Origin of the sequence: Paenibacillus jiangxiensis, assembly GCF_046098255.1 — a bacterium.
Taxonomy (GTDB): Bacteria; Bacillota; Bacilli; order Paenibacillales; family Paenibacillaceae; genus Paenibacillus; species Paenibacillus jiagnxiensis.
In genome coordinates this window covers 90,819-103,029 of the sequence record NZ_JBJURI010000018.1, presented here as the reverse complement: position 1 = coordinate 103,029, position 12,211 = coordinate 90,819, and the positions used below count along the sequence as shown (strand labels likewise).

Below are 12,211 nucleotides of genomic sequence, written 5' to 3'. Positions count from 1 at the left end.
GATGAGTACATCATTTAAAAGAGGGATGCTGGGGCTGCTCCTGGTCATCCCCTCTTTTCTCATTCTGCTCGTCGTTGTGATCATCCCCATTCTGTACGCGATCAGAGAGAGCCTGATTGACGAGAACGGGACCGGTTTCGGCTTGGCAAATTACATCCGTCTGTTCACAGATGCTGCCATGCGCAAAAATGTGCTGTACACGCTCAATTTGACGATTGTATCCACGATCCTGACCCTGGTCATCAGCTACGCGATGGCGGTATATTTGCGCTTTGGCTCCGGGTTTGTTGTAACCTGGATTCGGCGCCTCTATTTTGTACCGATGTTCATTCCCGGGGTCATTGCGACCTATGCCTTGATCACCACCTACAGCAATCATGGCTGGGCGCCGCGTTTTCTGCTTACACTGGGAATCGACTCGTTCCCCAAGATTATTTATGACTACAAAGGGCTTCTGCTGGCCAATCTGTGGTTCAATATTCCGTTTGCCACCATGCTGCTCAGCTCGGCGCTTGCCGGTATTCCGAATTCCGTCATTGAAAGCGCAAGAGATGCCGGAGCGCGTACCCTGCAGCTGTTTGTTCGTTTTATTCTGCCACTGTCGTACAAGACAATGTGGGTAGCGGCAACCTTTATCTTTATGGGCGTGATCGGCAGCTTTACCGCCCCCTTCCTGATCGGCGCCAACTCGCCGCAGGTACTGGGTGTGGCTATGCAGCAGGTGTTCTCCAGCTATCAGGAAACACACATGGCGAGCGCCATGGCTGTGTTTATGTTTATACTGTGCTCTTTTATGGGTTATTTCTACATCCGGACCATGGTGCAGGATGCGGATGCCAACTAAGCTGAATTCCATGGAACATCAAGGAGGGACTTATGACAATGGCAGGAAGTAAAACGGAAGCAGAGCGGATGGAAAGCGAAAGCGGGCTGCAAAAGGAAGGAATGCCTGATGCATACGTGCTGGCAGAACAGCGTCCGGAGATGGAAATCAGTGAGCAGAACAGCTGCCGTTTTTCTTTTACCATGCTGGAGGACGGGTTTGCGGAGCTTGACCTGACGGCCCGATCGGACAGCAACTGGTCGGAGCCGGAACGCGAGTCCGCTATTGTGCGTGTATATCTGGGAGGACAGTGTAACCAGGATGTCATTCTCTTTTACGGCAGCAGTTCTTTCACATATACACGCCTGCTTGGACATCTGACGGCAGGAGAATATGAAGTGGAAATGGTGTTCAGAGCTGAAGCCTCCTCACCCAAAGTGGAGAGAGCATGGATTGATGCCGTGCAGGTGCGAATCGTTCCGGATTCTTCCGCACAGGCCTTGGTGTACCGGCATGCCCCTCTGCTGTACGGCCGCTGTCTGGCCCATCCGTATGAAAACCGGTTCACCGATACGCCGTTAATGATGTTTTATTCCGTGGATGAGCGTGAAGATAAAACAGTCATTGAATATCAGATGATGTTCAGCCATGAGGATGAAGGAACGCCGGCACCTTTCCTGATGAGCAAGTGGGGAAGGACGACGGACATCGAATGGATGTACCGTGTCGAGCTGGACGCAGCCGGAAATGCAGTAACCGCGGTGTTCCAGGGGGAACATCACGTCACCACCTCCTTTGGCGGCGGATATGATCTGGGCGGGCACCCGGTACTGCAGACAGCGACAACGAACGGGAATTTTACGGACCGTATTACTGCGGATTACCGGTTTATGCTGCCCCCGGCTTTCCAATGGAAGCCAGAACAGGAGCCGCGCGAGGCCGTCATGATGAAACACCCGTTTGCTTTTCAGGTCACCAATTGGGAGATGAAGCGCCAGGAGCCGCTGGAACTGCCGCCTGCACCACCTTCCATTGCCTTGGCGGACCAGCGCTATTATGTGTTCGTTCAGCTGTTCAAGCAGCCGCTCCCAGCCGACGTCGTAGAGCTTGAGGACCTGTCCAAGCGAGGTTTTAACAGCCGCGAGGAAGACGGATGCGTGGATATTCAAGTGCGGCTTAAAGGTTCGAATGAATGGTACTCATCCTGTTATCATGACTTGCGTGCAGGCGGTTTCCGGGCGGCGTATGAAGGGGCGGAGGCTCATTTTTCGACGACGATCAAGCTGCCGTGTCTGGCAGCGCTTGAGGACATAGAGGAGATTAAAGCCGTCCTGCTTGAGGGAGGAGCGGACCGGATGCGGGTGGGAGAGCTGCGCGCTTTTGTTCTGGATGAGCATTACAGACCGGCAGCCGATGAAATCCGCTCTCCGGTTATGCGGCTGCTGACACGCCATCAGCCTGTGTCCGTGTTATGGACGGCAGGGGAAAGCGGGGCAGTATGAAAAAATTATTCGCTGCGGAAGGTTTGGTCTTCCCGGAGTGCACGCACAGCCACATTACGTATGCATTTCATATTCCTGTGCCTGTCTCGGCAGTCTGCATTCGCTTTGCCTACGATCCCAAGCTACTGGCGGACGAAGAACAGGCCAGAGTAATCATACAGGACAGTATACGAAAGTACGGATACGCGGAAGAGGATGGCGGTGACGGTTGGAAGAAATACGCTCCTCTCAAGAACCTGCTGACGCTATCGGTGGACGACCCGATCCGCCATCGCGGCGCTGCACACAGGCATGATCCCCGGCAGGAGCACCGGCTTGGCTTGACCGAAGCGTCCCCCGGTTTTCTGGCGGGTATCAATCCGCAGGGCGTATGGCGTGTGACTGTCAGCCTGCACGCTGTCGTTACGGAGACGCTGAACTATCGGCTTGAGGTTGAGGCTGAAATGCCGCAGAAGGGAGAGGCGTATGATGATGAAATGGATTCCATCCGAGCTGCACACCCACACCTTTCATAGTGACGGTTCCCACAGCCTGCTGGAGCTGACACAAAGCGCCGCCCGCCTCGGACTGGGCTGTATTGCTCTTACCGATCATAATACGCAGTCCGGATTGGCGGGTGCGGAGCAGGCAGAGCTGCAGACCGGCATCCGCATTGTGCCGGGCATGGAGTGGACGACATTTTACGGACATATGCTGACACTGGGCGTCAAGGAGTTTGTGGACTGGCGGGTATTGGGGCCGGAAGACATTCATAAGGGCATACAGCTTGTGCATGAGCAGGGCGGCATTGCCGGTCTGGCCCATCCATACCGGATCGGCAGCCCGATCTGCACAGGCTGTTTCTGGGAATATAGTATCCAGGATTGGAATGATGTCGATTTCATTGAGGTATGGTCCACCCTCATGCCTTCCGTCAAGCGTGACAGCCAAAGAGCTTTCGCGCTGTGGACGGACCTGCTGAATCAGGGTTACCGGATCACGGCGACGAGCGGCCGTGATTGGCATGGCAGCAAGCCTGACGATCCGCTGCCTGCCGTCACCTACATTGGGGTGGACGAGACAGACGATGTACCTCTGCATGTGCAGTTCGTCGAGGCGTTACGCCAGGGACGTGCTGCCGTCACCATGGGGCCACTGCTTACTTTATCAGTCAAAATGGCAGGCGGTGAGCGTGAGTATGCTATCGGCGAGCGTGTGCAATTGGACGACGAGCCTGATCAGATGGCGATGGAATTCACCGTGAATGTGGATATGGACGTCCGGCGGGAGTTTTACGAACTGCAAGGCGATCGTTTACGACTTGTGCTAAGAAGTGGACAGGGCGTATGCGGCGAACTGCAGATTCCGGCGGAGACGGCTGTTTACAGCTTCACGGTTCAGGCTGAGGCTGCATTGCAATGGGTGCGCGCCGAGTTGTTCGGCTGTCTCGGGAATGCCGTCACCCTTGTTGCTTTTACCAATCCTGTATATATTCATGCGCCGGCGGCTCAAGCAGCAGCTGTACGGAGCGGCGGGCGCTGCGAATTTTGAGGAAAGGAAAGAGGCTTTATCGTGGCATCCAAACAGGAAAAAATCAAAAAGCGGATCGAGGATTATATCCGTGACAGCGGGATCGGGCAGGGAGGCAAGCTGCCGCCCGAAACCGCGCTGGCGCAAGCCTTTCAGGTGTCGCGCACCACGGTCCGTGGAGCAATACAGCGGCTGGAAAACGAGGGGAAACTGCTCGTCAAACATGGGAGCGGAACGTTCATTACACGTCCGCTGCCCGCTATTCCAAGCTCTCTCGACCGCTTGTACAGCATCGGGGACATGATCCGGTCCGCAGGACTGAAGGAAGACGAGCAGCTTGAGTCCATCAAGCTGCTGAACTCCTGCCCGCGTGAAATTGCGGAACGGATGGAATTGGACCGCCATGAACCGGTCGTTGTGCTGGAACGCACGAGAACAGCCAACGGAGAAGCGGTGGCCCATTCGATCAATTACATACCCGAGCAAATTGCCGAGGCGATTATGGTCGACGGCTCTTTTACAGGATCGCTGTTTCAAAATTTCGAGTACAAGGCCGGAGTTCGTATTGTAGGAGCATACTCGGAGATGACCGTACCGGTCCGGACGGATCCGCACGCGCGCCGGCTCATAACTTCGCAGCAGGCAGCCGTGCTATTGTTCAAGCAGCTTCATTATGATGAGCTGAACAGGCAGGTGCTCTATTCGTATGATTATGTGCGCAGCGATATTTTCCAGTTCTGGGTTCGACGCAACCGCTGACAGAACGGAGAAATAACCGTAAATATGACAATGGCATTATACCCGGCGCGGCGGTCAGCCGCGCTGTTTATTTTTTTGAAGATTAAAGAAAGTTCGTCGATGGACGGTTCTTATCCAAAGACAGCAAGGCAAACCCATTGACAAATCTAAGATGCCCGACTAATATTTATTTATCTATTAATAAATGAATAGCACAGCAATTTTTTTTACACATTTATTTATTGACTTATAAATCATAAGAGGTGAATTGACATGCGGGCATTTGTCACAGGCGGCACGGGTTTGCTGGGGAACAATCTGGTGCGTCTTTTGGTGGAGAAGGGCTGGGAGGTCAAAATATTGGTGCGATCCGCAGGGAAAGTCCAGATGCTGCTCCAAGATTTGAATGTAGAAGTTGTGATAGGGGATTTGTCCGATGTGGAGAGGTGGGCGCCTCAGATGATGCATTGCGATGTTCTTTTTAATACAGCCGCCTACTTCAGGGAGACATTTGGCAGGGGGAGCCATTGGGACAGCCTGATGAAAATCAACGTTGTCAATACATTACGCATGTTTGAACTGGCAGAGCAATACGGAGTCGGCAAAATTGTTCATACCAGCTCCAATGCAACGATCGGCAAGCGGAAAGACGGAGGGCTCAGTGATGAGGGGGACCGGCTGGCTCCGGACGAGGCATTGAATATGTATGGTAAGAGCAAGATTATCGGTGATCAGGCCATTGATGAATTTATGCAGCAGCACCGCATTCCGGTGGTTACGGTTCTGCCTGCATGGATGTTTGGTCCCGGCGATGCAGCCCCGACCGGCAGCGGACAGCTCGTGTTGAACTTTCTCGCCCGCAAAATTCCGGGTTATTTTCCATCCGGTATCGATGTTGTCGATGCCAGGGATGTTGCCCTTGCCATGTACCGTGCGGCTGAAACGGCTTTAACGGGTCAGCGGTACATCCTGTCCGCACACTATTCAAGCTTGGAGGAGCTGTTTCGTTTCATGGGGAAAGCCTCCGGTATACCAGGTCCGTCCAAAAGCTTTCCCAAGTCCATGGTTTATATGAGCACCTGGTTTAATGAACGATTGGCCCGGCTGAGAAATACAGAGACCAGCTTGTCCATTCAAGAACTTCAGGTGATGACAGAAATGAAACGAACGAGCGGAAAGAAGGCGCAGCGGGAGCTGTCCATTGCCTATAGGCCGCTTGAAGATACTATACGGGACACAGTGAAATGGTACTTGAGCAGAAAAGAGAAATATTTATCCGCAAAATGAAGAGATTCAGCAGGCCACATATCGGTAGAGGAAGGAAGGCTGCCGCGGCAGCCTTCAGATTCTTAATTATGCTTTGATACTTTGAACAGCCGCAGTTGGGGCAGCTCAAGCACTTCGGAGGTTGTAATCATTAGCCCCATCCCGATAAATTGGCTGGCAACGGCAGGGGCATTTTCCACTCCGGACTTTTGCAAAATACCCGATATCACGTTATACAGCCGTTCAAACTTCCCTCTTACGTACAACCGGATCTCCGGCTCGGCAATGGAATAGGATTGCATGATCATCAGGATTTCTTTTCGGTTGTGCAGCAGAAGGTCGTCAAAAGCATGGCCCATGTGGTCAATTACGGCGTCCGCAGGAGCATCGATGCCAATAAAAGCCGATTCGAGACGATCAACGGCCCTGTCAAGCACCGCTTTGAACAATTCTTCTTTATTTTTGAAAAAGTGAAATACATAGGGCTGGGTAACTCCGACGGCCTTGGCGACCAGTCCTGTTGTCGTTTTGTAATAACCCCACTTGGAGAATAGTTCAATGGCTTTTTCAATAATTTGTTCCTTTCGATTTTCTTGAATACTCATGTATCCTCCTGCTATTTATTTAGTTATTAATAAAGCTATGGCATCGATTCTAAAAAGTCAAGTGTACATCGACATAAGGATAGAGAAGGACAAATCAGGAGTTTGCTTAGTCCTTATTCAAAAAAGGAGGCTGTGCGCCGGTTTCGCATCAATCATAAAAAAAGAAAAGTAGTACCATTGTTATTTCTGGTACTACTACTATCTCAACTATTTGTGACAGGATTAAACACAACGAGAAACTAGCAGCATCATACACTTGGTAAGATACGACTTGTTTTTTGTTATAAAGGATCTTGTCACACATTCCAGTAAATATTTGAGTCCATGCGAGTCGGGTTTTTTAGTGAGATGATAATAGGCAAGCTCATATAAAAGGTAAAGAATATGATCATTGATCATTTTATCTGCATATTGACCGATTTCTTGCGTACCTTCCATGTATGATTGGATGTGTTCATCAAATTTTGCAAGTATATTGTCTACGTTAAAGTTAAATCGGTTAGCCGCCTCCATAATGTTTGAAAGGGCAAGAAATGTTTCATTCGGATTTTTCTCTATATATGCTACGTAGTCAGGTAAGATTTCTAGCTCACCCGCGAATAACTTGTTTACATACATGTTCGCTTCTGCCCATTCCTCGAATAAACGTTTCCAGTGTAGTGTATCTTCATCTGTCTCTTTCACCCAGTTTAAATCGGCGTAGGCATAGGTGTACTGTAGTGCTAGTTTATAATCTCCTCGCGCCTCGCTAATACAATCCCGAAGCAAATGAGAATAAGCAACATAAAAGAACAAGGGCCTTCCTGGTTTCTTAGGTGTGTGTCCGTTCGTTCGGTTCCGGCGCTTTTGAAAGTAAAGAGCTTTAGCAAGTGGCTCCATTTTATCTACGGTTTGTTCTAATCTGTCCCATTCTCTGAGCGACCTGTACGTATTCGCTAACTCCTTCAAAGCATCCAATTGGTCCGTTTCATCCAGACGCTCAACATAAGGCTCAAATTGAGTTGCTGTACGTAAATTTTGCGTATGATCATCTGTCTTGACCTGTAGTAAAAATAAACGAAAGTGACACATAGCAAGGCGTTCTGAGTATTGACGAGTTTCACTTTCAGCAACACACGTGTACAAAATCGTTGCTGCCTCATCCTGATTGTTATGAAAAAAGTCCTCAGCTGTCTCAAAAAGCAAAGGAGCATACACTAAATTGTCCAATAGCAAACCAACGGTTTGTCTCAAACAATCCAATTTGTCCAATTCTGCACAGCGATACAAGAAGGGTCTGATTCTGCGCCAATTAGGTGCTGCCTCGTTTAAATATTCCTGTATATATTGCTCATAAAAATAACCTTCCGGCAGCTCCATGACAGAGGTGATTCGATCTAGTTGATTCAAAGCCATCACACGGTTTCCACTCATGACGGAACTCATCGTACCTGGATTTAATCCGGAAATTTGGCTAATACGTGTAATGTTTAATTCCCTTTGTTTCATGAAACTATCTAACTGGTCTCGAATCGTGGTTGCATCGCTCAAAATAACCACCCCTGAAAGTTTATACTATTATGTTACAAATATATCCATTCATCGAACACAGGTCAATTAGCGATTTAGCGACTTTAGATTCTTATTTTACGGACCTTATTTGAACAATACCATTGATTGTCTGTGTTTAATCAAAATAAAAAGAAAAGCAGTACCATTTTGATCCTGGTACTACTTTATGATTAAGTATAGATACGATATTAACCCCCACCGTGTTGGGAAAACAGCTGAATTATTGTACCCGCTAACCCTGGACTAGTTATTGCTGTGATTAAACACAGTGAGAAACTAACTGATAGCAAGAGTTTTCTGACCGGTCTTTTCATTTATGTACACCTCTTTCATCAGATTGTAATAGGTTGTTACCGCTTCTGAAGAAGCTAGTACACGAGAGACTTCAAACAGAACCATACACTTGGTAATATACGGCTTGTTTTTAATTATAATGGATCTTGTTAAACATTCTATTAAATATTTGAATCCATCTGAGTCTTTTTTGTTAGTCAAATAATAATCGGCAAGTTCATATATAAGATAAAGAATATGATCATTGATCATTTTATCTGCATATATACCAATTTCTTGACTTCCCTCAATATATGATTGGATATGTTCATCAAATTTTGCAAGTATATCGTCTACATTAAAGCTAAAGCGGTTAGCAGCTTCCATAATGTTGGAAAGTGCAAGAAATATCTCATCCGGATTTTTCTCTATGTATGCAACATAGTCTGGCAAGATTTCTAGTTCTCCTGCGAATAGCTTGTTTACATACATGTTCGCTTGTGCCCATTCATCGAATAAACGTTTCCAATGCAACGTATCTTCATCCGTTTCCTTCACCCAACTCAAGTCAGCGTATTCATAGGTGTATTGCAGTGCTGATTTGTAATCCCCTCGCGCCTCGCTAACACACGCCCGCAGCAAATGAGAATAAGCAATATAAAAGAACAAGGGTCTGCCTGTTTTCTTTGGTGACTGCCTTCCCGCCTTGAGTCGGTCATTTTGGAAGTAAAGGGCTTTCGCAAGTGGTTCCATTATATCTACTGTTTGTTCTAGTCTATCCCACTCTCTAAGCGATCTGTATGTATTCGCTAATTCCTTCAAGGCATCCAACTGATCTATTTCATCCAGACGCTCGACATAAGGTTCAAATTGAGTTGCCGCACGTAAATTTTGCGTTTGATCATCTGTTTTAATCTGCAATAAGAATAAACGATAGTGACACATTGCCAGCCGTTCTGAATGTTGACGGGTCTCACTTTCAGCTACACCTTTGTACAGGATCGCCGCTGCCTTGTCCTGATTGTTATGAAAAAAATCCTCTGCCGTCTCAAAAAGCAAAGGAGCATATACTAAATTGTCCAATAGCAAACCAACGGCTTGTCTTAAACAATCCAGCTTGCCCAGTTCCGCGCAACGATACAAGAATGGCTTGATTCTGCGCCAATTGGGGGATGCCTCGTTTAAATACTCCTGTATATATTGCTCATAAAAATAACCTTCCGGCAGCTCCATGACAGAGGTGATTCGATCCAGTTGATTTAAAGCCATCACACGGTTGCCATTCAGGAGGGAGCTCATCGTGCCCGCATTTAATCCGGAAATTTTGCCAAAACGTGAAATGTTTAATTCTCTTTGTTTCATGAAACTATCCAATTGATCTCGAATCGTGGTTGTATCGCTCAAAATAACCACCCCTGAAAGTTTCTACTACTATATTACAAATATAGCCATTTATCGAACGCAGGTCAATTGATTCGACATAAAAATATTAAGAAAACCTCGGGGACCCCCGAGGTTTAGTTATGCCAAAATCCCACTTATGTAGGCAGGGGAGGCTCGTAAGGCTGATCATGGGGGTGTACTCCGCGGGCAGAAATGGATCGTGGTTGAATCACCCAGGAATCCCGCTCCGTTAACGCTTTCAGCTCTGTTCGTTATTCATCATCCTCAGCATCGGCCAGAATAGCTCGTACATAATCAACTACCGTCTGATAAAATTCCGATTTCGGATCGATTTCCCCGATAACTTCAGCGTTACGAGCGGAAAGATCCACCGATTTCACATGATCGGTCAGCACCACACCGCTGAGCTCCGAAAAAGTTATTTGTGCTCCGGTTGTCGAAATTCCGGAAGGTACCGGAACTTCAAACGTATTTCCCTTTTGCTGATTCGTGACGGGTACGATTAAGGCCATTTTACTAAGGGATGGATCAATGAATCCATCGGAAAGGACGATTGCAGGACACCAACCGGTTTGCTCGTGTCCGGTATGTGGATATAAATTTAACCAGATGACACTACCACGTTTTACGGTTCCTTTGGTTGACATTAAATGATCTCATCTCCCATTGGTTCTACGAACATTTCCTCATGCGCTTGGTCTGGAGTATTCTTTCCACGAAGCGAAAGGAAAAGCTTGCGCAATTCACGATTCGTTTTTGCCTTTTTAGTTGTGGCAGGGCGTAAGAGAATGCCTTGATCAGGGATCAACTCCATTTCGACTTTCGCTCCCAAGCCTAATTGTGCGGTTTCCAGGAGCTCCTGTGGAATGCGTATGCCCATGCTGTTTCCCCATTTGCCAATGGTTGTCGTTGCCACATGAATCATTCCTTTCTTATCTTCATGCTTCAATTGTACCACACCTTTCGCTTGAGGTATATCCATAGTATATCCAAAATACTGAATTTGGTTACCTATCATTTTGTGTTTTGCCCGCGATACTATTGAATGTTACTGCTGGCTGATACCAAATCGAAATTATTCAAGCAATGTAATTGCAAGTCATTACGCGTTCTTCTCCATTAATGGATTCCCAATAATGCAGCGGGTATAATGGGAATGTGCGGTTATCATTTTCACTTGATGACAATTAGGAGACTCGGAAAAGGGAAGGGGCAGGGCGCAGCAGATGTATACCATTGGAATCGTAGGACCCTCGCTGTCCATTGACCGCACGCTGCATGCTTTAGGTGATCTGGAGCTCGAATTGAGATTCGAGACGTTTCCCTACGAGCATGCCCGGGAAACGGCAGACATCATTCACAGTAACCGGGACAACGTGCACGGATGGGTGTTTACCGGTCCGATCCCCTATTTAACCGCCCAGGCTGTCCTGCTTGAGCATGAGCATGCGACATATTGCCCGCCGACCGGCGGCAGCCTTTATAAAGCTATACTTCAGGCGGTATATACCCTGGGACGTCCGGTAGAAAGGCTCTCCATCGATATGCCGGATAACGATAGCTGGGGGATGAGGGACAGTTTAAGAGAGCTGGCCTTTTCAGAGGATCAGGTACATAAATATTTATTTTCCGTTGATTATAGCGTGGAAGAAATGGTGGAGCATCATGCAAGATTGTGGCAGGAGGGAGCAACCGAGGCTGCATTTACCTGCCTGTACGCCGTATATGAGGGTCTCGTCAAGCTAAAGGTTCCGGTATTCAAGATTGACGCCACCAAAATAGATTCCATGCAGGCCGTTCGGATGCTGGTAGAAAGAATCCGCAGCTCTGCCTTCAAGGACAGCCAGCTGGGCGTGCTGATGCTGGAGATGGACAGGCTGCATGAGGAGGTTCAGAAGACCACGGAGCGCTACCGGCTGCAGCATCTCGAGCTGAAGATCAAAAGCCTGCTCCTTGAGCATTGCGACCGGATCGACGGCTCCCTTCATCAGGACGGGTCGGGGCGTTACCTGATGTTTGGCTCAAGAGGCCAAATGCAGCGCAGCGTGGAGGAGCTTAATGCAACCATCACACAGCTTGAGCTGGATACAGGGCTGAAAGCCCTGGCCGGAATCGGCTTTGGCGAAACGGCTCTGGTAGCGGAGAATAATGCAAGAAAAGCGATTTTGTACGCGAAAGAGTCGAAATCCGGCGGTGTTGTGCTGTTCGAAGCAGACGGAACCATTATCGAGGCTTCCGCTGAGCAAGAACCCCTCGCATACCATTACCTCTCCCATGATACGGAATTGCTGAAGAAGCTGAACAGGGCCGGCGTGAGCATACGAACATATCAGAAAATCAAAGCCTATTTGCGCCGAATGGGGAGAGAGGAAGTAACTGCCGCAGAGCTGGCATCGGGCTTATCCATGACGACACGTCATGTACAGCGGATTCTGGGAAGCCTGACTGAATGCGGGGCTGCGAAAATAACGGGCAGCGAGCTGCATAGCCGCAGAGGCCGCCCAAGCAACCGGTACCGTTTGCTCTAATACTGGCAACTC

12 protein-coding genes are annotated in these 12,211 nt (G+C 48.5%); 7 read left to right on the top strand and 5 right to left on the bottom strand.

Features of this window, described 5'->3' with window-relative positions:
• Position 1: 1 nt before the first annotated feature.
• The 6 genes from ACI1P2_RS17860 (at position 2) to ACI1P2_RS17835 (ending at position 5,859) form a co-directional block, all read left to right on the top strand.
• On the top strand, positions 2-844 hold the full coding sequence (locus ACI1P2_RS17860; RefSeq protein WP_355321207.1) for an ABC transporter permease: 843 nt from the start codon (positions 2-4) through the stop codon (positions 842-844).
• Between the two features lie 38 nt (positions 845-882).
• Positions 883-2,325 carry a hypothetical protein gene (locus tag ACI1P2_RS17855; RefSeq protein WP_355321206.1) on the top strand — a complete coding sequence of 481 codons (1,443 nt, stop codon included), beginning with the start codon at positions 883-885 and terminating at the stop codon, positions 2,323-2,325.
• Complete coding sequence (locus ACI1P2_RS17850) at positions 2,322-2,840, top strand: hypothetical protein (protein ID WP_355321205.1); 519 nt, start codon at positions 2,322-2,324, stop codon at positions 2,838-2,840. Before ACI1P2_RS17855 ends, ACI1P2_RS17850 begins: the two co-directional genes overlap by 4 nt.
• A complete protein-coding gene (locus tag ACI1P2_RS17845) occupies positions 2,794-3,855 on the top strand; it encodes a CehA/McbA family metallohydrolase (protein WP_355321204.1) in 1,062 nt (353 codons plus the stop codon). The genes ACI1P2_RS17850 and ACI1P2_RS17845 overlap by 47 nt, the downstream gene beginning before the upstream one ends.
• A gap of 21 nt (positions 3,856-3,876) precedes the next feature.
• Entirely contained in the window at positions 3,877-4,593 is a 717-nt protein-coding gene (locus ACI1P2_RS17840; protein WP_355321203.1) for a GntR family transcriptional regulator, read from the top strand.
• A gap of 252 nt (positions 4,594-4,845) precedes the next feature.
• Positions 4,846-5,859: an SDR family NAD(P)-dependent oxidoreductase gene (locus tag ACI1P2_RS17835; RefSeq protein WP_355321202.1), complete on the top strand. Its 1,014-nt coding sequence runs from the start codon at positions 4,846-4,848 to the stop codon at positions 5,857-5,859.
• 62 nt (positions 5,860-5,921) lie between these two features.
• On the opposite strand, the gene ACI1P2_RS17830 is transcribed toward ACI1P2_RS17835, so the two are convergent.
• The 5 genes from ACI1P2_RS17830 to ACI1P2_RS17810 form a co-directional block, all read right to left on the bottom strand.
• Positions 5,922-6,443: a TetR/AcrR family transcriptional regulator gene (locus ACI1P2_RS17830; protein WP_355321201.1), complete on the bottom strand. Its 522-nt coding sequence runs from the start codon at positions 6,441-6,443 to the stop codon at positions 5,922-5,924.
• Between the two features lie 222 nt (positions 6,444-6,665).
• On the bottom strand, positions 6,666-7,973 hold the full coding sequence (locus ACI1P2_RS17825; protein WP_355321200.1) for a transcriptional regulator: 1,308 nt from the start codon (positions 7,971-7,973) through the stop codon (positions 6,666-6,668).
• A gap of 297 nt (positions 7,974-8,270) precedes the next feature.
• Positions 8,271-9,680: a helix-turn-helix domain-containing protein gene (locus ACI1P2_RS17820; RefSeq protein ID WP_408976264.1), complete on the bottom strand. Its 1,410-nt coding sequence runs from the start codon at positions 9,678-9,680 to the stop codon at positions 8,271-8,273.
• Positions 9,681-9,922: 242 nt separating this feature from the next.
• Positions 9,923-10,318, bottom strand: a complete 396-nt coding sequence (locus tag ACI1P2_RS17815) for a type II toxin-antitoxin system PemK/MazF family toxin (RefSeq protein ID WP_355321198.1) — start codon at positions 10,316-10,318, stop codon at positions 9,923-9,925.
• Positions 10,318-10,689 carry an AbrB/MazE/SpoVT family DNA-binding domain-containing protein gene (locus ACI1P2_RS17810; RefSeq protein ID WP_408976263.1) on the bottom strand — a complete coding sequence of 124 codons (372 nt, stop codon included), beginning with the start codon at positions 10,687-10,689 and terminating at the stop codon, positions 10,318-10,320. Before ACI1P2_RS17810 ends, ACI1P2_RS17815 begins: the two co-directional genes overlap by 1 nt.
• A 208-nt stretch (positions 10,690-10,897) precedes the next feature.
• On the opposite strand from ACI1P2_RS17810, the gene ACI1P2_RS17805 reads away from it, so the two are divergent.
• Positions 10,898-12,199: a hypothetical protein gene (locus tag ACI1P2_RS17805; RefSeq protein ID WP_355321196.1), complete on the top strand. Its 1,302-nt coding sequence runs from the start codon at positions 10,898-10,900 to the stop codon at positions 12,197-12,199.
• Positions 12,200-12,211 lie beyond the last annotated feature (12 nt).

Excerpts from the sequence above, each read along its gene's own strand:
- ACI1P2_RS17805 (WP_355321196.1), top strand. The coding sequence starts at position 10,898 with ATGTATACCATTGGAATCGTAGGACCCTCGCTGTCCATTGACCGCACG.
- ACI1P2_RS17835 (WP_355321202.1), top strand. The coding sequence starts at position 4,846 with ATGCGGGCATTTGTCACAGGCGGCACGGGTTTGCTGGGGAACAATCTG.
- ACI1P2_RS17845 (WP_355321204.1), top strand. The coding sequence starts at position 2,794 with ATGATGAAATGGATTCCATCCGAGCTGCACACCCACACCTTTCATAGT.
- ACI1P2_RS17810 (WP_408976263.1), bottom strand. The coding sequence starts at position 10,689 with ATGATAGGTAACCAAATTCAGTATTTTGGATATACTATGGATATACCT.
- ACI1P2_RS17850 (WP_355321205.1), top strand. The coding sequence starts at position 2,322 with ATGAAAAAATTATTCGCTGCGGAAGGTTTGGTCTTCCCGGAGTGCACG.
- ACI1P2_RS17855 (WP_355321206.1), top strand. The coding sequence starts at position 883 with ATGGCAGGAAGTAAAACGGAAGCAGAGCGGATGGAAAGCGAAAGCGGG.
- ACI1P2_RS17830 (WP_355321201.1), bottom strand. The coding sequence starts at position 6,443 with ATGAGTATTCAAGAAAATCGAAAGGAACAAATTATTGAAAAAGCCATT.
- ACI1P2_RS17815 (WP_355321198.1), bottom strand. The coding sequence starts at position 10,318 with ATGTCAACCAAAGGAACCGTAAAACGTGGTAGTGTCATCTGGTTAAAT.
- ACI1P2_RS17860 (WP_355321207.1), top strand. The coding sequence starts at position 2 with ATGAGTACATCATTTAAAAGAGGGATGCTGGGGCTGCTCCTGGTCATC.